Source organism: Streptomyces sp. CA-251247, from assembly GCF_050952975.1.
In the GTDB taxonomy this organism is placed as follows: domain Bacteria; phylum Actinomycetota; class Actinomycetes; order Streptomycetales; family Streptomycetaceae; genus Streptomyces; species Streptomyces achmelvichensis.
This window is the reverse complement of the sequence record NZ_CP191861.1, coordinates 6,296,621-6,314,874: the sequence shown is the minus strand read 5'-3', so window position 1 is coordinate 6,314,874 and position 18,254 is coordinate 6,296,621. Positions and strand designations below refer to the sequence as shown.

Here is an 18,254-nt window from a genome sequence, read left to right as displayed (position 1 = left end):
CCCGGGGTGCGTTACTCGGCCCCGGGTGCGTTACTCGGCCCCGGGTGCGTTACTCGGGCCAGGGGCGATGCTCGGCCCGGGGCCGCTAGTCGACGATCGCCATGGTGCGTGGCGTGTTGTTGAACCGGCGGCCCCCGGTCTCCGTCACCGTCACGATGTCCTCGATACGGACCCCGAACCGGCCCGGCAGATAGATCCCCGGCTCGACCGAGAAACACATGCCCGGCACCAGCGGCTGTTCCTCGCCCTCGATCATGTACGGCGGTTCGTGGGTGGTCACGCCGATGCCGTGGCCCGTGCGGTGGATGAACAGGTCGCCGTATCCCGCCTCTTCGATGATCTCGCGGGCCGCCCGGTCGACCTCCTGGCAGGCGACGCCCGGCTTCACCGCGTCGACGCCCGCCTGCTGGGCCTCCAGCACCACGTCGTGGATGTGCTGTTCGGCGGGGGCGGGCTCGCCGACGTGGACCGTGCGGGAGGTGTCGGAGCCGTAGCCGTCCAGCAGTCCGCCGAAGTCGAGGACCACCATGTCGCCGGTCTCGATGGTCCGGTCCCCCGCCTCGTGGTGCGGGTTGGCGCCGTTGGGCCCGGAGCCGACGACCGTGAAGTCGACCTGCGAGTGGCCGAACTGCCGCAGCAGGTCGGCGAGATCGGCGGCGATGTCCGACTCCTTCCGCCCGGAGAAGCGGACCTTGAGGATCTCCTCGTAGGTCGCGTCCGCGGCGGCGCCGGCAGCGGCCAGCCGCTCCAGTTCCGGCCCGTCCTTCACCGCGCGCAGCATGGGCAGCACCTCGGTCACCGAGGCGTACGAGGCATCCGGCAACTGCCGCTGGAGACCGAGCAGATGCATCGCCCAGGTGTTGTCGCTGACGCCGAACCGGCCGCCGGCCGGAAGCAGCGGCCCCGTCACGCCGTAGGGGTCGGTGCCGTCCGTCCAGTCGCGCAGCGTGAGAGCGGGCCCGCCGACGGCACCTTCCGCGTCCGGTGCTTCCAGTTTGGGGACGACGAGCACCGGGTCGCGGCCCGCGACGAGGACGAGCAGCGTGAGCCGTTCGGTGACCCCCGGCTGATAGCCGGTGAGATGCACGAGATCGGGCCCGGGGGCGATCAGCAGACCGTCGAGCCCCGCAGCGGCGGCGGCCTCGGCGGCGCGGACCATACGGGCCCGGTAGTCGTCGGCGGTGAAGGGCGCGGGAGTCGTCGGCATGAGCCCATCCTGCCTCCGGCTCACATCCCGCGCGAGCTCAATCTCCGTATCCGCCGTCCTCGGCCACGAGCCGTTCCAGCAGCTCCTGGAAGTCCTCGCCGACGACGATCCGCAGGCCGTCGCCGTCCTCGTCCCGGTCGCTGAGCTGGGTGAGCGTCCCGTCGCGCCACCAGTAGACGTACGGGCTGATCGCGCCGGGGGTGTCGGCGAAGCCGGAGGCGGCGAACGAGGTCATGGCGCTCAGCGTGGGGATCACACCGGTGTCGTGGATGGCGTGGAAGGCGAGCTGGTGCCGGAACGGCATGGCCACCAGTGCGCCGTCGGCGGTGAGCTGCTCGCCGCCGATCTGCCGGATGACGCTCTCCAGCGCGAGGACGCGGCTCGCGGTGTAGAAGGAGTCGCCGAGGACGACCTCGAAACACATGCCTCCCTCGCCCTTGACGGTCTCGTGCCCCTCGACCGGCAGGCCGCGCAGGTTGTACAGCGCCTGCTCACGGAGGTACGGCAGATCACCGAGCGGCTCCAGGGCCTCGTCGGTGAGCATCATGACGCTCTCCGGCAGATCGAGCGCGATGATCTCGAAGAGGCCGGGGGCGAGGGGGCGGGCGTAGCCGAAGTTCTGCGGATCGAAGCCCTCGTGGCCGACCACCCGGGGGTAGAGCTGGGCGCGGATCTGCTCGGTCGGCAGGGTGTCCAGGGCGGAGGGCGCGTTCATGGTGCGCAGGACCATGCCGACGTGCCGCCGGACCAGCTCGGACCAGGCGCGGGGTCCACGGTCGTCGTTGTGCAGGACGGCGGCCAGATTGCCGAGTCCGAACTGACGTCCGTCGCTGTCGGTGACGACATCGGCGAACACGGTCACTTCGAGGCCGTGCTCCGCGAACGCCTCCCGCACCTGGCCCCGGAAGCGCGCACCCTCGTCGACCGAGAAGAAGGAGAACTCGGGGTCCCGGGGCACATCGAGTCCGTCGCGCTTCGGCCCCCGCCGGAACAACCCCACGTCATCAGCCCTTTCGTTCGCCCGCCAGGACCGGACCTGCCTGGACTCCGAGCGTACCCACCCCGTCGGCGGGTGATCCCCCGGGGAATGGGTCGTGGCCTGCGCTGTGCCCGGCCTGTGCCGACTCATGGGCCGGCCGGGCCGTCAGTACCCCTCGGTAGCATGCGGGCGCATGACCGATCTCGCCCTGGAGCTGCTTCGGCGGCGACCGGATCTGGCGGCCCTGGCCGCGTTCCCCTTCGACTTCGACCTGGACCGGGCGGAGCACGGCGAGGAGGTGCACCTCGCATCCGGCGCCTCGCTGGAGCCGATCGCCGGGGACGACACCGGCGGGACCTTCTTCCTGTGCGGCGGGCGCACGGTGCTGTATGCCGACTCGGAAGGCGGCGCGGGCCTCATCGCGGACAGCGTGACGGACGCGCTGGACGTCGTCATCGGACTGCCGGCGTGGCGCGACCTGATGCACCCGGGCCCCGATCCGGAGACGATCCGCGAGCTGGAGGACGGGATGCGCACCTCCTACGCGCCCGACCTGGACGCCCGGCGCGCCGAACTGCGTACCGCCCTCGGTCTGCCCGAGCGCTCCCCGGCCGAGCTGGTGGCCCGTCTGCACGCCGCGCTGTTGCGCACCGACCCGGACCATCTGCTGCTGAACACGGACGAGTTGCTCGCGTACGACTTCCTGGACCGGCTGCCCCGCGAGCCGCAGCGCTCGATCGGGCCGGTCCGCAGGGAAGTTGTCCGCGCTTCGCTGATCCGCCGGCTCGACGACACGGGCCCGCATCCGGAGCGACTGGGCGAACTGGGCCGGGAACTGGAGCAGATCGGCGAGTACGCGCAGGCCGCCCGGGCGCAACGTGGGTTGCTCTCGCTCCGGACCAGCGCCTGGGACCGGGCCGCGGCCGGCCATGTGCTCGCGCGGCGAGAACGCTCGGCGGGAGATCTCGCGTCCGCCGGCCGGACCCTGGCGCGCGTCCGCACGGCGATCGGTCTGGACTCCCCCGGCACGCCGCCCCCGCGCGAGCAACTGACACGGGACCTCGGTCCGGGCGGCGAATCGCCCGCCCGGGACACGAGCGCCGAGGAATGGCACCGTCGCGGTCTCGGCCGGATGATCACCGAGGAGCATCTCGCGCTGGTGCTCGCCGCGATCGCCGCCGGGGAGGAGGGCCTGGCCCGGGAGACGATGGCCCACGCCCACCACCTGCTCGCGGTGATCGCGAAGCAGTTCCGCCAGTCGCTGGGCGATCTGCCCGCCCGGGCGAAGTGGGCAGTTGCGCGCCTTCCCAAGGTGTGAGCCCTCAGGGCTCCCCGCTCCCGAGATCGAGCTCCGCGCGCACGGTCTTTCCCACCGGGACGCGGTCCAGCACCGACCACCTGTCCGCCAGGGCCTCCACCAGCATCAGCCCCCGGCCGGTGCCGTCGAGTGCGGCGGGCGGGTGCACATCGCCCGGGCCGGGCGGACGGCGTTCCCCGCGAGTGTCGGAGACCTCGATACGCAGGGTTGCGGGCGTACGGGTGAGCCTCAGCTCGAAGTCCCGGCCGGGGACCCGGCCGTGCGTCACAGCGTTCGCCGCCAGCTCGGCGACGATCAGTGCGGCGGTGTCGGACGCCTCGGAGCCGTGCGGCACGTCCCAGGCGTGGAGTTGATGGAGAGCCAGGTGACGGGCGAGCCGGGCGCCGAGAGCTGTGGAGCTGAACCGCTGCGTGAACACACGTACGGTGCCCAGCTGTTGGGGTGTGACGGGTGGGTGCATGGCCCCACCGTGGCCGCCCGGAAGAGGCCTCTCCAGATCAGCGACTCGTACGCTGCGTCAGCGTACGGGTACACACGGTGGACAGTCGCAGTGACCCTCCGTGACCATGGACGCGGGAGGTGGCCGTCCATGGTGGACAGCGGGTGCGGGGAGCCGGAGGTCTCGGACAGCCTGAAGGCGTTCGGGGAAGTGGTCAAGGCTTTCAGGAAGAGGGCGCGACTGACACAGGAACAGTTCGCGCCACGGGTGCGGTATTCGGTGCCGACGGTGGCTTCGATCGAGCAGGGGCGGAGGTTCCCGCCGGCGGATTTCGTGGACCGGGCGGAGGAGGTGCTGGACGCGTTCGGAACGATCCGGGGCGCGGCACGGCACTTGTCGCGGCGGCCGGGGCTGGCGAGCTGGTTCCGGCAGTGGGCCCAGCTGGAAACAGAGGCGGTGAATCTGTGCACCTACGAATGCCGGTTGATTCCCGGCCTGTTGCAGACCGAGGCCTACGCCCGGACGCTGTTCACGAACCAGTTGCCGCCGCTCTGCGACCAGCAGATCGCGGACCAACTGGCCGCGCGGCTGGACCGTCAGAAGCTGTTACGGGAGAGGCCGAACACGGCGTACAGCTTCATCCTGGAGGAGCATCTGTTCCTGCGCCGCGCGGGTGGTGCGCAGATCACACTGGAGCTCATCGAGCACATCCTCGGGCTCGCGGAACTCCGCAACATCGAGATCCAGGTCATGCCGATGGTGCGAGAGAGTCACGCCGGGCTCGACGGCCCCATGCAGCTCCTGGAGACCCCGGACAACAAGTGGTTCGGTTACTGCGAAGGGCAGAAGAGCGGTCAGTTCATCTCCGACCGGAAAGTGGTAAGTGAGCTCCAGATGCGGTATGCCAGGATGCGGTCACAGGCTCTCTCTTTGGAGGACTCCGTGAGCCTGCTGCGGCAGATGCGAGGAGAGGCATGACCACCACGGAACTGGCCTGGTTCAAGAGCAGCTACAGCGGTGGTGACGGCGACAGCTGCGTCGAAGTCGCCCTCGACTGGCGCAAGTCCAGCCACAGCAGCGGATCCGGAGACGACTGCGTCGAGGTCGCCACCTGCCCCACCACCGTCCACGTCCGGGACTCCAAGGTCGAGCAGGGCCCCCAACTCGCCCTCTCCCCCGCCTCCTGGACCACTTTCATCACCCACACCGCTCAGGCCTGACGGCGCCTCACACGCCCTACGGCATCGGTACGACGACGTCCGCCCGGTCCCTGCCCCGTGCGACCAGGCGGGCGTTGGCCTCGTCGGAGTCCCGGACCCAGCACTCGGCGAAGGACATCTCCTTGCCGAACTCCACGTGCCGGTCCACCAGTCGGGGGACACGGACCGCGGGATCGAGCTCCAGGTACCAGATCTCGTCGAGCAGGGCGCGGATCCCGGCCCAGGCACCCTCGTCGTGCAGGAGGTAGTTCCCCTCCGTGACGACGAGGGGAACGTCGGGCGGGACGGCGATGCTCCCGGCGACCGGCTCCTCCAGGCGCCGGTCGAAGGCGGGCGCGTAGATGGTGGTGTCCGCCGACCGCGTGCGCAGCCGGGCGAGGAGAGCGGCGTATCCGGCCGCGTCGAAGGTGTCGGGGGCGCCCTTGCGCCCGGCCCGGCCGAGGCGTTCGAGCTCGGCCTGCGCCAGATGGAAACCGTCCATGGGGACGAGGACGGCGAGCCCGTCGAGGGCGTCCACGAGACGACCGGCGAGCGTCGACTTGCCCGCGCCGGGCGCTCCGGCGAGCCCCAGGATGCGACGCCGGCCGGGGACGGCGAGGGCGCGGGCTCGTTCCAGCAGGTGCGGAGGGGGCGGCTGCGCAAGCATGTGCGCATTGTTCCATCACCGGTCATACGTATAACGTGAGTGCCATGTCGTTCATCGCCCTGGTCACCCTCGTCGTCCGTGACTACGACGAGGCCATTGCCTTCTACACCGACGCGCTCGGCTTCGAACTGGTCGAGGACACCGACCGCGGCGACGGGAGTCGCTGGGTCGTGGTCCGCCCGGCCGGTTCCGGCCATGGCAGCGCCCTGCTGCTGGCCCGCGCCAGGGACGAGGAGCAGCGCGCGAGCGTGGGCGCCCAGACGGGCGGCCGCGTCGGCTTCTTCCTGCACACCGAGGACTTCGCGGGCGACCACGCACGCATGACGGCGGCGGGCGTGCGCTTCCTGGAGGAGCCGCGGCACGAGGCCTACGGTTCGGTGGCGGTCTTCGAGGACCTGTACGGCAACCGGTGGGACCTGCTCCAGCCCAAGTAGCCCCGCCGGACCGGCGGACCGCCCTGCGGCACGGCATCGCGGGCGCGATCGATGTACGGGACGAGCGCGGCAGGCCGCTGCCGTACCGGGACATGGGCGGGGGCAGGATCGCCGTACCGCTGCGCAGGGGGCGGGCCTCGGTGATCAGCCGCGAGGGCAGCCGTCCGTCGCCGCGTCCCCGGGATGTGCCGACGAACGGGCCGGCCGCGGTCTGGGGGCTGCCCTGGGGCAGGAGCCCCGGCCGCGGCCGGCTGTGCTCGGTAGGGGGTCACCCGGCCGTAGCCGGGTTCGCCCGTGGGATCAGCTCTCGTCCGGCGTCAGCCGCAGCGAGATGCTGTTGATGCAGTACCGCTGGTCGGTCGGGGTGGGATACCCCTCACCCTCGAACACGTGCCCGAGGTGCGATCCGCAGCGCGCGCAGCGCACCTCGACACGGGTCATGCCGTGCGAGCGGTCCTCGATGAGTTCGACCGCGTCCGTGTCCTTCGGGTCGTAGAAGGACGGCCAGCCGCAGTGCGACTCGAACTTCGTGTCGGAGCGGAACAGCTCGGCGCTGCATGCCCGGCAGGAATAGACACCCTCCGTCTTGGTGTCGGTGTACTCACCGACGAAGGCGGGCTCCGTACCGGCCTGGCGCAGCACCTTGTACTCCGCCGGATTCAGCTCCGCGCGCCACTGCTCGTCCGGCTTCTCGATGTCGTACGCCATGAAATTCGGCTCCCTCAGCTCGACAGACGGGCCAGGATCAGCGGACCGAGGTCCGTGACGTCTCCCGCGCCCATCGTGAGAACGAGATCGCCGGGCTTCGCCATTCCCGCGACCACCTCGGGGACCGTCTCCTTGTCGTGGACGGCGGTGACGTCCGCGCCCGCCGCGTGGGCGGCGTCGATGATCAGCTCGCTGGTGACGCCGGGGATCGGGTCCTCGCGGGCCGGATAGATGTCGAGGACCACCGAGGCGTCGGTCAGGGCGAGTGCCTGGCCCATCTCGGTGGCGAGCTCCTGGGTACGGGAGAAGAGGTGCGGCTGGAAGACGACCAGCAGCCTGGAGTCGGCCGCGGCGCCCCGCATGGCCTCCAGGTCGGCGGTCATCTCGGTGGGGTGATGAGCGTAGGAGTCGATGACCTGGACGCCCGCGGCCTCGCCCTTCAGCTGGAGCCGGCGCTTGACCCCGGTGTACTTGCCGAGGGCGGAGGCGAGATTGTGCGCCGGGATGCCCAGCGCGACACCGGCGGCGAGGGCCGCCACGGCGTTGTGCGCGTAGTGGCTGCCGGGGACCGAGACGGTGAAGGTCAGGAACTTGCCGTTGAGCAGGACGGTGACCTCGCTGGTGAGGCCGCGCGGGGTGACCTTGTGCACCCGCACGTCCGCGGACTCGGCGGCGCCGTAGGTGACGACCTTCAGCGTGGACAGGTCACGGATGCGCGAGGTGAGCTCCACCGCGCCCGGCTGGTCGGCGGAGATCACCAGGGTGCCGCCGGGGACGACCTTGCCGACGAAGGTCTCGAAGGAGTCGTAGATCTCGTCCATCGAGGCGTAGTTGGCGTGGTGGTCGAGCTCGACGTTGAGGACGATCGCGACCTCGGGGTCGTACTTCTGGAAGCTGCGGTCGCTCTCGTCGGCCTCGGCGACGAAGATGTCCCCGGCGCCGTGCCGGGCATTGGTCCCCGGGCCCTCCAGGTCACCGCCGATGGCGTACGAGGGGTCGAGACCGAGCTCGGTGAGCGCCACCGCCAGCATGGACGTGGTGGTGGTCTTGCCGTGGGTGCCCGCCACCGCGATCGAGCGCAGGCCGGTCATCAGGGACGCGAGCGCGTCGGACCGGTGGACGACCGGGACCGAGAGCTCGCCGGCACGGGCCAGCTCCGGGTTGTCGGCGCGGATGGCGCTGGAGACGACGACACAGCTGGCGTCGGAGGCCAGGTGCTCGGCGGCGTGCCCGATGTGGACCGTGGCGCCCAGCGAACGCAGGCTCTCGGCGGTCGCGGACTCCTTGGCGTCGCTGCCCGCGACCGTGGCGCCGCGCTGGGCGAGGATCTTCGCGATGCCCGACATTCCGGCGCCACCGATGCCGATGAAGTGCGGGCGTTCCATGGCGCTAGGGATGGCGGGTGCCATGCGTGTGTCTCCCCACGAGGTACGAGTACGTGCGAGGGGCCAGCCTATTCGCTGTGCGCGAAGAGCTTGAGCACCGGGACGCCGACCTTGTGGCGGGCTCTGGAGGCCCAGTCCCGGTGGAAGAACTCCTCGACGTAGTGCGGTGCGGTCAGCACGATCACCTCGTCGGCGCCCGCCTCGTCGACGACCGCCTTGAGCTTGTCGAGCGGATGGTCCTCGACGACCTGGCCGACGGCCTCGCTGCCGGCGGCGCGCAGGGCGGCCAGGGAGTTGTCCAGCGCGCGCTCGGCGGGCGCCTTGGCAGCCTCGCCCTCCGGCTCCTCACCCTCCTTGACGGCCTCTTTCAGTTCGCCGTAGGCCACGTCGTCGATGGCACGCAGCAGGAGGTCGGCCTGGTCGCCGCGCGGCTGCATCAGGACGACGAAGGAGACGTTCTCATCACCGTGCAGTGTGGTGACGAATTCCACATCTTCCGAGGTCAGGGGCTTCTCGATCATCAATACGCTTGTGAACACGTCAGGAGCCCTTCTGCGGAAACCATCCTTCCCCGCGCCGGCACGGGGACTGCGAGAGTAGTCTGCCCGGCCGGAGCAAACCGGAACGACAAATTCCGCCGATTGTCAGATGCGACGGTAGCGGGTGAAAAGGAACCCCGCCTCCTCCAGTACGGACGTCGGCGCGAAGCGCTCCGGGACGGCGAGTCCCGGCCCGCCCGTGATGCGCTGCGCGTCCCCGACCGTGAGCATGGGCGACACGGTCAGACACAGTTCGTCCAGCACGCCCGAAGCGGCGAACTGCCCCAGCATGCGCGGCCCGCCCTCGGTGAGCAGCCGCCGCAGACCCCGTTCGGCGAGCGCCCGCAGAGCCCTCGGCGGATCCACCCCGGGCCCGTCGCCCGCGACCACCACCTCGGCGCCCGCCTTCTCCGCCTCCCGGACCCGGTCCTGCGGGGCCGCGGCGCCTGTCAGCACCAGCGTCGGCACCAAGGGCTCGGTGAACAGGGGCAGGGAGAAGTCGAGGTTCAGCGAGGCGCTGACCACGGCGATCGCGGGGGCGGGACCCTGGCCGGCCGCGGCCCGGCGCTCCGCGAAGGCTTCCCGGGCACGTGCGGGCCGGTAGCCCTCCAGACGTACCGTTTCCGCCCCGACCACGACCGCGTCGGCGAGGCCCCGCAGGGTGCCGAAGATCCGCATGTCCGTGTCGGAGGAAAGAGGCTGGGACCGGCCGTCGTGCTGGGCCGCGCCGTCCAGCGAGGACACCATGTTGGCTCGCAGCCAGGCACCCTCCAGGGCGTCCGGATACGCGTAGGCGTCCGCCAGCTCGTCCAGGGACCACTCGCGGTCCTCACCGGATGACTGGTCGGTCACAGGGAGCAGTCGTCGCATGCGGAGCAGTCTGGCACGACCCTTACAGTGGGGAACTGTGTCGACCAGTGCCATAACCGAAGCGGCCCCCCTTTCGCTGTGCGCCCGCGAGCCGCACGTCCCCGCCGACCGGCTGGTCGCGGAGATGGTGCCGCCGCCGCGCTTCGACTCGGTGCGCTTCGACACCTACGTCCCGGACCCGAACCAGCCCAGCCAGCGCGAGGCGGTCACGGTCCTCAGCACGTTCGCGGCGGGCCTCGGCGGGGCGCACGCGAGCGGATCCGGCAAGCGCCGGTGGTTCGCGAAGAAGCCGGCCGCTCCCACCGGGCCTCGCGGGGTCTACCTCGACGGCGGCTACGGCGTCGGCAAGACCCACCTCCTCGCCTCCCTCTGGCACGCCACCCCGGCCGAGCCCTCGCTCAAGGCCTTCGGCACCTTCGTGGAGCTCACCAACCTGGTCGGCGCCCTCGGCTTCCAGCAGACCGTGCGCACCCTGAGCGGTCACCGGCTGCTGTGCATCGACGAGTTCGAGCTCGACGACCCGGGTGACACCGTCCTCGTCTCGACCCTCCTCGGCAAGCTCGTCGAGGCGGGTGTGGCACTCGCGGCCACCTCCAACACCCTGCCGGGCAAGCTGGGCGAGGGCCGGTTCGCCGCCGCCGACTTCCTCCGCGAGATCCAGGGCCTCTCCGCGCAGTTCCGTCCGCTGCGGATCGACGGGGAGGACTACCGTCACCGCGGACTGCCCGACGCCCCTCCCCCGTACTCCGAAGAGACGGTCACCAAGGCCGCGTACGCCACCGACGGCGCCGCGCTCGACGACTTCCCGGCACTGCTGGACCACCTCGCCAAGGTGCACCCGAGCCGCTACGGCGCCCTGACCGACGGCATTCGCGCGGTCTGTCTCACCGATGTGCAGCCGGTGCCCGACCAGTCGACCGCCCTGCGCCTCGTCGTGCTCGCCGACCGGCTGTACGACCGCGAAGTGCCGGTGCTCGCCTCGGGCATGCCCTTCGACCGACTGTTCAGCGAAGAGATGCTGAACGGCGGCTACCGCAAGAAGTACTTCCGCGCCATCTCCCGTCTCACCGCGCTGGCCCGGGACGCAAAGGGCCTTGTGGAGCAGTAGGTTCGGGTGCGTAACCACCTTTCCGTCAGAAGGGATTCGCATCATGGCCACCACGCGTCAGGCGCACACGGTCTGGGAGGGCAACCTCACCGAAGGCACGGGCACCGTCACCTTCGACTCCTCCGGAATCGGCGAGTACGCCGTCTCCTGGCCGTCCCGCGCCGAGCAGGCCAATGGAAAGACGAGCCCCGAAGAGCTCATTGCCGGCGCCCACTCCAGCTGCTTCTCGATGGCCCTCTCGCACGGGCTCGCCCAGGCCGGCACCCCGCCGACCCGGCTCAACACCCAGGCCGAGGTGACCTTCCAGCCCGGCACGGGCATTACCGGAATCCACCTCACCGTCGAGGGCACCGTCCCCGGCCTCGACGAGGCGGGTTTCGTCAAGGCGGCCGAGGACGCGAAGGCCAACTGCCCGGTCAGCCAGGCCCTGTCGGGCACGACGATCACCCTGAGTGCATCGCTCGCCTGAACGGTTGACTTGTAGGGACAGCTGAAGGCTCATGTGGCCCGCACGGTTCCCGTGCATCCAGGTGCGTGATACACACGTGCGGGTCACATCTCCTGTCCCCTCCCCGGCTTCGGCAACGGGAGGTCCCCCCAACAGGGAGTTGCCTCATGTCCGCAACACGTCGACAAGTTCTGGCCCGCACCGGCGCACTGACCGCCGGGATCGCGTTCACCGGCGCCTTCTCCGAGCTCTTCGCGGGGACCGCGGCCGCTCGCGGGCACCACACCGGCTACGGACCGCTCGTCCCCGACCCCGCCGGTCTGCTCGACCTGCCGAAAGGATTCCGCTATCGGGTCCTCTCGCGGGAGGGCGAGCCGCTGAGTTCCGGCGAAGGCCGCGTTCCGAGCAACCACGACGGCATGGCGGCCTTCGCGGGGCGCCGCGGCCGGGTGCACCTCGTCCGCAACCACGAGAACCGCGTGGACGCCGCGATCTCCGTCCCCACGGTCAAGGGTCTGACCTACGACCCGATGGGCAAGGGCGGTTGTACGTCCCTGGAGCTCGACGGGCGGGGCAACGTCCTGTCCGAGCGGGTGGCGATCGCCGGCACCGCCGTCAACTGCGCAGGCGGGCCGACCCCTTGGGGCACCTGGCTGACCTGCGAGGAGACCGAGGACAAGGCCGGCACCAACGGCTACACCAAGGATCACGGGTTCGTCTTCGAGGTGCACGGCGCCGACCCGCAGCGCACCGGGGCCGTACCGCTCACCGCGATGGGCCGCTTCCAGCACGAGGCGATCGCGGTCGATCCGCAGAGCGGGATCATCTACGAGACGGAGGACGCCTTCCAGCGGCCCTTCGGACTCTTCTACCGCTTCCTGCCGAACAGGCCACTGGGCGGGACGCGTTCCCTGCGCGCGGGCGGCGAACTGGAAGCCATGCGGGTGCCGGGCGTGCCCGACCTCTCCGCGATCCAGGAACCGGGAGCGAGCTTCGACCGGATCGAGTGGGTGCCCGTACCGGACAGCCAGGCGAAGCAAACACCCATCCGGCTCCAGGACTTCGGCCCCAAGGGCATCACCCACGCGCAGAAGCTGGAGGGCTGTTACTGGGGCGGGCGCTCCGTCTACTTCGTCTCCAGCTTCGCCCGCAGCGGCGAAGGTTCGGCGGCGGACCACTTCGGCCAGGTGTGGAAGTACGAGCCGCACCGGCGCCGCCTCACGCTGGTCATCGCCTTCGGTCCGAGCACGGACATCCAGCTGCCCGGCGAGTCCCCGGACAACATCTGTCTCGCGCCCAGCGGCGGGCTGATGGTGTGCGAGGACGGCAGCGGCGCCCAGCACGTGTACGGGCTGACCAAGTCCGGCACGGTGTACGCGATGGCCCGCGGCCGCCAGAACATCGGGACCCCGGAGGCGCCGGAGTGGGGCGAGTTCGCGGGGGTCACCTTCTCGCCGGACGGCGAGACGATGTACGTCAACTGCTACACACCGGGGACGACGTTCGCGGTCACGGGCCCCTGGGGCTGACGGACGCGGGCGGGGCAGGCGCGGCAGCGCCGGGCGGGGTGGAGGCTGCCGGGCGGGCCGTCGCCGGGTGACCGGTCCATGGCTGCCGGGGGGTCTTGGCCCCGGGTCGTGGGATCCAGGCTCCGGGCCCACGCGCGGGAGCCCGTGGGCTACGGGCTCCCGCCCGCGGCCACCGTGAGCTCCGGCGGGTGCCGGCCGGGCGGGCGGGATCCCCTGGTCAGCCGCGCCCGGCGTGCGCCCGTGACAGGCGCGCCGCACGATGGAGCCGTCTCCAGAAGCGCTCCCAGAATTCTGGAGCAGCCGGTGAAGCCCGGGACAGGTCCGGTAACTCCCTGTCCCGGGCTTCACCTTGCGCGGGGCGACTACTCGATGACGAGCTCGACCGGCAGGTTGCCGCGGGTCGCCTTGGAGTAGGGGCAGTAGGCGTGGGTCTTCTCCAGGAGGTCACGGCCGGCCTCGCCCTGAAGGTGGTCCGGAAGCTCGACGCGCATGATCACGGAGAGGCCGAAGCCACCGTCGGTGTCCTTGCCGATGCTGACCTCGGCGGTCACGGACGCGTCCTTGACGTCGATCCGCTCCTGTCGGCCGATGGCGCCCATCGCGCTGGCGAAGCAGGCCGCATAGCCGGCGGCGAAGAGCTGCTCGGGGTTGGTGCCCTGACCGTTGCCGCCCAGCGCCGCGGGGAAGGCGAGCGGGAGGTCGATCTGACCGTCGGAGCTGACGGCGCGGCCCTCACGGCCATTGGCGGTGGCGACTGCGGTGTAGATCGCGTCCATGAAATGCATCCCTCTTCGTCCGTTGCGAACCGATGACGCAAGTAGAGCACACAACTAAGTTGTGCACAACTGAATGGGACGCAGGTATGCTGGACGCATGGAGAAGACGCCACTGACCGATGTGCCGGACGAGGCCTTCCTCCGCCTCGACCACCAGATCTGCTTCTCGCTGCACGCCGCGTCCCGGGCGTTCAACAGCGTCTACCGGGTCGCCCTCAAGGATCTGGGGATCACCTACCCGCAGTACCTGGTGATGCTGGTTCTGTGGGAGCACGGCGAGCTGCCCGTCAAACAGATCGGCGAGCATCTGCGTCTGGACTCCGGGACCCTGTCCCCGTTGCTCAAGCGGCTCGAATCGGCGGGCTATGTGGAGCGCCGGCGCAGCAAGGAGGACGAGCGCTCGGTGACGGCCCGGCCCACCGCGGCGGGTGCGGAGCTGCGGGAGAAGGCACTGGACGTACCCCGCAGGATCGGCGAGGCCACCGGCCTGTCGGTGGAGCGGATCCGGGCGCTGCGCTCCGAGCTGGAGGCACTCACGGCCACGCTGGACACGACCGGCGTGGGGGCCGCGGCCTGCCTGACGGAGGACGACTGACGCCCGGCACGGAGGACGGCTGACGCCCGGCGGAGCCGAGGACGTCACGAACGCAGGACGGAGCCGGGCACGGTCGCGGCCGACGCGCCGACCACCCCGGGCACGGACGAGCCCCGGACATCCGCCGATGTCCGGGGCTCCTCGTCTGCGGGTGTCCGCGGAGACTCGGCCTCAGTTGTGCTGGCCCGTGCCGTCGCCGGCCGCGTCACCCCCCGCGTCGTTCCCGCCGGCACCGTTGTCGTCGGCGCCACCGTTTCCGTCGGCTCCGCCGTTGTTCTGCAGACCGCCGTCGGCACCGGCATTGGCCTCGGCACCGCCGTTGTCCTGGACGCCGCCGTCGAGGCCGCCGTTGTCCTCGGCACCGCCGTCGGCACCCGCGTTCGCCTCGGCACCGGCATTGGCCTCGGCACCGCCGTCGGCACCCGCGTTCGCCTCGGCACCGCCGTCAGCTCCCGCGTTCGCCTCGGCACCGGCATTCGCCTCGGCGCCGCCGTCCGCACCCTCTCCGGCGCCCGCGCCGTCACCGATCTGCGCGCCGACCGCCGCGAGGGCCGTGGTCACCGGCTGGAAGAACGTCTCGCCGCCCGAGGTGCAGTCGCCGCTGCCGCCCGACGTGAGGCCGATCGCGCTGCCGTCCTGGGTGAAGAGCGCACCGCCGCTGTCACCCGGCTCGGCACACACGTTGGTCTGGATCAGACCGGTGACGGTGCCCTCGGGGTAGTTCACGGTGGCGTCGAGTCCGGTGACCTGGCCGTCGTTGAGCCCGGTGGTGCTGCCCATCCGGATCACGTCCTGGCCCACGGCCGCGTCAGCCGCCTGGGTGATCGCGACCGTCTGGCCGTTGCCGAGGTCGACCTCGCTCGGTGCCTCGGTCGCCGGGTCGTCGTACGTCACCAGCGCGAAGTCGCCCTCGCCCGGGAACACCGCTTCCTGGACCGTGCCGATCGGCTCGCCGTTCGCCTCCTCGGACCACTGCTCGGCCGCGACACCGCAGTGTCCGGCGGTCAGGAAGCCGGGGCTGCCGTCCTGCGTGGTCACGTTGAAGCCCAGGGAGCAGCGCGCACCGCCACCGAAGATGGCGTCGCCGCCCTCGAGGAAGGTCTTGAACTCACCGGCGGACTTCTGGATGCGGGCCACGCCGGGGCCGAGGGCCTGCACGGCGGATTCCAGTCTGTCCCAGCGCTCGCCGGCGACGGTGCGGTCCGCGGTGACCAGGACCTGGTTGTTCCGCGGGTCGACGGCCCAGGAGGTGCCGGCCATGGTGGCCTGCTTGCTGAGCGTGCTCTTCGCCGCGGTCAGCTTCGTGGCGCTGTTCTGGACGCTCCTCGGCACCGCGCCGGCCTTCTTGACCTGGACGACGACGTTGTTGTTGTTGCCCACGACGTTCACGACGAGCTGCTGCTTGTCGGAGTCGTAGTACGCACCGCCGTAGGACTCGCCGAGCTGCTGGCCGAGTTGCTGGAGGAGCTCTGCCGCGGAGGCGGCGCTCATCTTCTTCGGAGCCGACGCCGCCTCGGACTGGGAACCGTCTTGCCCAGCGTAGGCCTGTGGGAGCAGGATGGCGGCCGCGGCGATGCCGACGGCACCCGCTCCCGCCAGTACGGCCTTTCGCTTGGTTATTCGCCTGTGACTCAACTCGTCGCCTCCTGTAGGGGGTACGGAGTCCGGTTGCCGATGGACACCGGGGGACGCGTCCGCCCTTGGATACGCATGAGGCGCGTGTTGTTCTCATCGCACAAGCAAAAGAACCTTGTTGATGGTTCGTCAGAAAGCGCTCAGGACGCCAGTGAACTGCCGCAACGGCTGCAGTAACGTGCGTCGATTGCTTCGGCCGGACGGTCGCAGGCGGGACAGATCCGGCTCAGCAGACAGGCCGCTTCGCCGCCTTCCGGCTCCGCGGAAACGGCGGCGACGGCGGAGGCGTTGCGGATGGCGAGCCCGGGACGGCGGGTGTGCGCGGTGACGTAGGCGAGTCCGTCCGCCCCGGCCGACAGCGCGCGGTGGCTGCCGCGCGGGAGCCAGGCCACGGAACCGGCCTCCAGACGTTGCCGGCCCGCGTCGGTCTCCAGCTCGCCGTCGCCGTCGAGTACACAGAGCAGGACGTCCAGGTCCGCTTCGGCATGGCGCGCGACCCGGTCACCGGGCGGTACGCGGATGATGTTGGCGTCCAGTTGCCTGCCCGCCTCCGACAGTCGCCACAGCGCGCCGCCCCGGTCCACGGGCACCGCGCGCACGTCGGCCAGGCCGGCGAGAACTCCGGCTCTCGGGGACACCGTCATCTCATTCCTCCCGAACAGGGCCCAGACGTCGGCGAGCCCGCGCCGGGCATCATTGCACAGTGCAAGAGAGCGGTACCGCCACCGGCGGCCGGTGCGGCGCCCCGCCATGAGTACGCGTCGGGCGAGGAGCACGTTCACCGGCGGCGGTCGCCGCGGCAGGGTAGAAAGAGGCCCATGCAGGAGCAGACAGAGCAGCACGGCGCGACCGGTCACCACCGGGAGCCGGCCGGTCCCGGCAGCGGGCTGCGCGCCGACGGAATGGACGACGTGGAGGCGGTCACCGGCGCGGTGCTCACCGCCTCCCGACTGCTGGTCGCGATCTCGGCGCGGTCCCTCGCGTCGGTGGAGGACCGGGTCACGCTCCCCCAGTTCCGGCTGCTGGTCGTGCTGTCCACGCACGGCGCCGCCAAGCTCGTCCTGCTCGCGGAGCGGCTGGCGGTCAGCCCCTCGACGGCGATGCGCATGGTGGACCGGCTGATCGCCGTCGGCCTGGTGGACCGCCGGACCAACCCCGGCAACCGCCGCGAGACGGAGCTGCGGCTGACCCCGGAGGGCGCGCGCATCGTGGACGAGGTGATGACCAAACGGCGCGGGGAGATCAGCACGATCGTCGAGCGCCTGGCTCCGGAGCAGCGCGCGGCCCTGATCGCGGCGCTGAACGCCTTCTCGGAGGCGGGCGGCGAGCCGGACGCCCCGTCCGGACCGGTGGAACTGCACCCGCTCGGCTGGACCTCGGGGACGTAGCCCCCGACACCAAGCGCCGCGTCCCTTCACTGATGGAATGATCGTATATTTTCCGTCAGTGATCATTATCGTACGAAGGCTTGCGGCCGTGACCGCCCTGGGTGCCGTGCTCGCCGGCTGCGGAAGCGGGGCATCGTTCACCCCGCCTTCTCCCGGCAAGGCAGCCGCCGCCTCGCCCCATCCCGGAAAACCCCCGGAGCAGCGCCCGAAGCAGGCCCCGCCGACACTAGCCCCCGGTCCCGGCGGGGTGACACCCGTCTTCGAGCGGGCCGCCACCTCCACCGCGACGGGCGACATGACCGTCGCGCTCACCTTCGACGCCGACATGACGGCGGATCAGGGACCGCGGGCGGCCGACGGAGAGCACTTCGACAACCCCGGGCTCATCGCGTCGCTGCGGGAGCTGAAGGTCCCCTCGACGGTCTTCATGACCGGCCGCTGGGCCGAGCAGTATCCGGACCAGGCGAGGGCGATCGGCAACGACCCGCTCTTCGAGACGGCCAACCACTCCTACAGCCACTACGCCTTCAAAGCCTCCTGCTACGGCCTCCCGACGGTCGCCAGGAGCGAGATGCGGGCCGATGTGGACCGGGCGTTCGCCGCGTTCTCGAAGGCCGGGGTGCGCAACACCGTGCCGTACTTCCGCTTCCCGGGCGGCTGTTACGACGACGCCGCCCTGCGCGCCATCGCCCCGGCCCAGGTGACCGCCGTCCAGTGGGACGTCGTCAGCGGGGACGCCTTCGCGACGGACGCGGACGCGGTCGCGGAACAGGTGCTCGACGGGGTGAAGCCCGGATCACTGGTGGTGATGCACTGCACGCGCAGCGCCGCCCCGGTCACCGAACAGGCGGTCCGGAGAATCGTCCCCGAACTGCGCAAGCGCGGCTACCGCCTGGTCAAGGTCTCGGAGCTGATGCGGAGGGGCCGGGCCTAGGGTCGTAGCCGCAAGGTCCCGCCGTCCGCCGGAGGCGGACATGATCACGACCGGCCCGGGGTCCTCTTCGGGCGCCCCGAGTGGAGCAATCGCCGC

21 protein-coding genes are annotated in these 18,254 nt (G+C 70.9%); 10 read left to right on the top strand and 11 right to left on the bottom strand.

Annotated features, from left to right (window positions below; genetic code table 11):
- Nucleotides 1-85 precede the first annotated feature (85 nt).
- Entirely contained in the window at nucleotides 86-1,207 is a 1,122-nt protein-coding gene (locus ACQPWZ_RS28020) for an aminopeptidase P family protein (RefSeq protein ID WP_433572673.1), read from the bottom strand.
- 37 nt (nucleotides 1,208-1,244) lie between these two features.
- A complete protein-coding gene (locus ACQPWZ_RS28015) occupies nucleotides 1,245-2,207 on the bottom strand; it encodes a hypothetical protein (RefSeq protein WP_433572672.1) in 963 nt (320 codons plus the stop codon).
- Nucleotides 2,208-2,379: 172 nt separating this feature from the next.
- Between ACQPWZ_RS28015 and ACQPWZ_RS28010 the strand changes: the two genes are divergently transcribed.
- Nucleotides 2,380-3,504 carry a hypothetical protein gene (locus tag ACQPWZ_RS28010; protein ID WP_433572671.1) on the top strand — a complete coding sequence of 375 codons (1,125 nt, stop codon included), beginning with the start codon at nucleotides 2,380-2,382 and terminating at the stop codon, nucleotides 3,502-3,504.
- 4 nt (nucleotides 3,505-3,508) lie between these two features.
- Here the strand turns inward: ACQPWZ_RS28010 and ACQPWZ_RS28005 are convergent, their stop codons facing one another.
- The gene (locus ACQPWZ_RS28005; RefSeq protein ID WP_433572670.1) at nucleotides 3,509-3,964 is read right to left on the bottom strand and encodes an ATP-binding protein; all 456 of its coding nucleotides are present in this window, start codon (nucleotides 3,962-3,964) and stop codon (nucleotides 3,509-3,511) included.
- Nucleotides 3,965-4,093: 129 nt separating this feature from the next.
- Here ACQPWZ_RS28005 and ACQPWZ_RS28000 point away from each other — a divergent pair, with 129 nt between their 5' ends.
- Both ACQPWZ_RS28000 and ACQPWZ_RS27995 read left to right on the top strand, forming a co-directional pair.
- Nucleotides 4,094-4,921: a helix-turn-helix domain-containing protein gene (locus tag ACQPWZ_RS28000; protein ID WP_433572669.1), complete on the top strand. Its 828-nt coding sequence runs from the start codon at nucleotides 4,094-4,096 to the stop codon at nucleotides 4,919-4,921.
- The gene (locus ACQPWZ_RS27995) at nucleotides 4,918-5,163 is read left to right on the top strand and encodes a DUF397 domain-containing protein (protein ID WP_433572668.1); all 246 of its coding nucleotides are present in this window, start codon (nucleotides 4,918-4,920) and stop codon (nucleotides 5,161-5,163) included. The genes ACQPWZ_RS28000 and ACQPWZ_RS27995 overlap by 4 nt, the downstream gene beginning before the upstream one ends.
- A 16-nt stretch (nucleotides 5,164-5,179) precedes the next feature.
- On the opposite strand, the gene ACQPWZ_RS27990 is transcribed toward ACQPWZ_RS27995, so the two are convergent.
- Nucleotides 5,180-5,809, bottom strand: a complete 630-nt coding sequence (locus ACQPWZ_RS27990; RefSeq protein ID WP_433572667.1) for a nucleoside/nucleotide kinase family protein — start codon at nucleotides 5,807-5,809, stop codon at nucleotides 5,180-5,182.
- A 44-nt stretch (nucleotides 5,810-5,853) separates the two neighbouring features.
- Here ACQPWZ_RS27990 and ACQPWZ_RS27985 point away from each other — a divergent pair, with 44 nt between their 5' ends.
- Complete coding sequence (locus ACQPWZ_RS27985) at nucleotides 5,854-6,243, top strand: VOC family protein (RefSeq protein ID WP_433572666.1); 390 nt, start codon at nucleotides 5,854-5,856, stop codon at nucleotides 6,241-6,243.
- A gap of 300 nt (nucleotides 6,244-6,543) precedes the next feature.
- On the opposite strand, the gene msrB is transcribed toward ACQPWZ_RS27985, so the two are convergent.
- The 4 genes from msrB to ACQPWZ_RS27965 form a co-directional block, all read right to left on the bottom strand.
- Nucleotides 6,544-6,951: a peptide-methionine (R)-S-oxide reductase MsrB gene (gene msrB / locus ACQPWZ_RS27980; protein ID WP_340476010.1), complete on the bottom strand. Its 408-nt coding sequence runs from the start codon at nucleotides 6,949-6,951 to the stop codon at nucleotides 6,544-6,546.
- Between the two features lie 14 nt (nucleotides 6,952-6,965).
- Complete coding sequence (murC, locus tag ACQPWZ_RS27975; protein WP_433572665.1) at nucleotides 6,966-8,360, bottom strand: UDP-N-acetylmuramate--L-alanine ligase; 1,395 nt, start codon at nucleotides 8,358-8,360, stop codon at nucleotides 6,966-6,968.
- A 44-nt stretch (nucleotides 8,361-8,404) separates the two neighbouring features.
- Nucleotides 8,405-8,875: an indole-3-glycerol phosphate synthase gene (locus ACQPWZ_RS27970; RefSeq protein WP_340476006.1), complete on the bottom strand. Its 471-nt coding sequence runs from the start codon at nucleotides 8,873-8,875 to the stop codon at nucleotides 8,405-8,407.
- 105 nt (nucleotides 8,876-8,980) lie between these two features.
- Complete coding sequence (locus ACQPWZ_RS27965; protein ID WP_433572664.1) at nucleotides 8,981-9,745, bottom strand: pyrimidine reductase family protein; 765 nt, start codon at nucleotides 9,743-9,745, stop codon at nucleotides 8,981-8,983.
- On the opposite strand from ACQPWZ_RS27965, the gene zapE reads away from it, so the two are divergent.
- From zapE to ACQPWZ_RS27950, 3 genes are all read left to right on the top strand, one after another.
- Nucleotides 9,744-10,853 (top strand): cell division protein ZapE, encoded by a 1,110-nt coding sequence (zapE, locus tag ACQPWZ_RS27960; RefSeq protein ID WP_340476002.1) that lies wholly within the window; start codon nucleotides 9,744-9,746, stop codon nucleotides 10,851-10,853. The two genes, ACQPWZ_RS27965 and zapE, sit on opposite strands and share 2 nt — an antisense overlap.
- A 43-nt stretch (nucleotides 10,854-10,896) precedes the next feature.
- On the top strand, nucleotides 10,897-11,322 hold the full coding sequence (locus ACQPWZ_RS27955; protein WP_313943506.1) for an OsmC family protein: 426 nt from the start codon (nucleotides 10,897-10,899) through the stop codon (nucleotides 11,320-11,322).
- Nucleotides 11,323-11,468: 146 nt separating this feature from the next.
- On the top strand, nucleotides 11,469-12,830 hold the full coding sequence (locus tag ACQPWZ_RS27950; protein WP_340476000.1) for an alkaline phosphatase PhoX: 1,362 nt from the start codon (nucleotides 11,469-11,471) through the stop codon (nucleotides 12,828-12,830).
- A 362-nt stretch (nucleotides 12,831-13,192) separates the two neighbouring features.
- Here the strand turns inward: ACQPWZ_RS27950 and ACQPWZ_RS27945 are convergent, their stop codons facing one another.
- Nucleotides 13,193-13,606, bottom strand: coding sequence for an organic hydroperoxide resistance protein (locus tag ACQPWZ_RS27945; RefSeq protein WP_313943508.1), 414 nt, complete (start codon nucleotides 13,604-13,606; stop codon nucleotides 13,193-13,195).
- A 97-nt stretch (nucleotides 13,607-13,703) separates the two neighbouring features.
- Here ACQPWZ_RS27945 and ACQPWZ_RS27940 point away from each other — a divergent pair, with 97 nt between their 5' ends.
- Entirely contained in the window at nucleotides 13,704-14,201 is a 498-nt protein-coding gene (locus ACQPWZ_RS27940; protein WP_433572663.1) for a MarR family winged helix-turn-helix transcriptional regulator, read from the top strand.
- A 171-nt stretch (nucleotides 14,202-14,372) separates the two neighbouring features.
- On the opposite strand, the gene ACQPWZ_RS27935 is transcribed toward ACQPWZ_RS27940, so the two are convergent.
- On the bottom strand, nucleotides 14,373-15,836 hold the full coding sequence (locus ACQPWZ_RS27935; protein WP_433572662.1) for a S1 family peptidase: 1,464 nt from the start codon (nucleotides 15,834-15,836) through the stop codon (nucleotides 14,373-14,375).
- 140 nt (nucleotides 15,837-15,976) lie between these two features.
- On the bottom strand, nucleotides 15,977-16,480 hold the full coding sequence (locus ACQPWZ_RS27930; RefSeq protein ID WP_340475997.1) for a cupin domain-containing protein: 504 nt from the start codon (nucleotides 16,478-16,480) through the stop codon (nucleotides 15,977-15,979).
- A 258-nt stretch (nucleotides 16,481-16,738) separates the two neighbouring features.
- Between ACQPWZ_RS27930 and ACQPWZ_RS27925 the strand changes: the two genes are divergently transcribed.
- Nucleotides 16,739-17,224 (top strand): MarR family winged helix-turn-helix transcriptional regulator, encoded by a 486-nt coding sequence (locus tag ACQPWZ_RS27925; RefSeq protein WP_356702533.1) that lies wholly within the window; start codon nucleotides 16,739-16,741, stop codon nucleotides 17,222-17,224.
- Nucleotides 17,225-17,261: 37 nt separating this feature from the next.
- Nucleotides 17,262-18,158 (top strand): polysaccharide deacetylase family protein, encoded by an 897-nt coding sequence (locus ACQPWZ_RS27920; RefSeq protein ID WP_433572661.1) that lies wholly within the window; start codon nucleotides 17,262-17,264, stop codon nucleotides 18,156-18,158.
- Nucleotides 18,159-18,254: the final 96 nt, after the last annotated feature.

Bases quoted from the DNA above. Each gene is read 5' to 3' on its own strand.
- ACQPWZ_RS28020 (WP_433572673.1), bottom strand. From the start codon at position 1,207: ATGCCGACGACTCCCGCGCCCTTCACCGCCGACGACTACCGGGCCCGT.
- ACQPWZ_RS28010 (WP_433572671.1), top strand. From the start codon at position 2,380: ATGACCGATCTCGCCCTGGAGCTGCTTCGGCGGCGACCGGATCTGGCG.
- ACQPWZ_RS28005 (WP_433572670.1), bottom strand. From the start codon at position 3,964: ATGCACCCACCCGTCACACCCCAACAGCTGGGCACCGTACGTGTGTTC.
- ACQPWZ_RS28000 (WP_433572669.1), top strand. From the start codon at position 4,094: ATGGTGGACAGCGGGTGCGGGGAGCCGGAGGTCTCGGACAGCCTGAAG.
- ACQPWZ_RS27995 (WP_433572668.1), top strand. From the start codon at position 4,918: ATGACCACCACGGAACTGGCCTGGTTCAAGAGCAGCTACAGCGGTGGT.
- ACQPWZ_RS27990 (WP_433572667.1), bottom strand. From the start codon at position 5,809: ATGCTTGCGCAGCCGCCCCCTCCGCACCTGCTGGAACGAGCCCGCGCC.
- ACQPWZ_RS27985 (WP_433572666.1), top strand. From the start codon at position 5,854: ATGTCGTTCATCGCCCTGGTCACCCTCGTCGTCCGTGACTACGACGAG.
- msrB (WP_340476010.1), bottom strand. From the start codon at position 6,951: ATGGCGTACGACATCGAGAAGCCGGACGAGCAGTGGCGCGCGGAGCTG.
- murC (WP_433572665.1), bottom strand. From the start codon at position 8,360: ATGGCACCCGCCATCCCTAGCGCCATGGAACGCCCGCACTTCATCGGC.
- zapE (WP_340476002.1), top strand. From the start codon at position 9,744: ATGCGGAGCAGTCTGGCACGACCCTTACAGTGGGGAACTGTGTCGACC.
- ACQPWZ_RS27965 (WP_433572664.1), bottom strand. From the start codon at position 9,745: ATGCGACGACTGCTCCCTGTGACCGACCAGTCATCCGGTGAGGACCGC.
- ACQPWZ_RS27955 (WP_313943506.1), top strand. From the start codon at position 10,897: ATGGCCACCACGCGTCAGGCGCACACGGTCTGGGAGGGCAACCTCACC.
- ACQPWZ_RS27950 (WP_340476000.1), top strand. From the start codon at position 11,469: ATGTCCGCAACACGTCGACAAGTTCTGGCCCGCACCGGCGCACTGACC.
- ACQPWZ_RS27945 (WP_313943508.1), bottom strand. From the start codon at position 13,606: ATGGACGCGATCTACACCGCAGTCGCCACCGCCAATGGCCGTGAGGGC.
- ACQPWZ_RS27940 (WP_433572663.1), top strand. From the start codon at position 13,704: ATGGAGAAGACGCCACTGACCGATGTGCCGGACGAGGCCTTCCTCCGC.
- ACQPWZ_RS27930 (WP_340475997.1), bottom strand. From the start codon at position 16,480: ATGACGGTGTCCCCGAGAGCCGGAGTTCTCGCCGGCCTGGCCGACGTG.
- ACQPWZ_RS27925 (WP_356702533.1), top strand. From the start codon at position 16,739: ATGGACGACGTGGAGGCGGTCACCGGCGCGGTGCTCACCGCCTCCCGA.
- ACQPWZ_RS27920 (WP_433572661.1), top strand. From the start codon at position 17,262: ATGATCGTATATTTTCCGTCAGTGATCATTATCGTACGAAGGCTTGCG.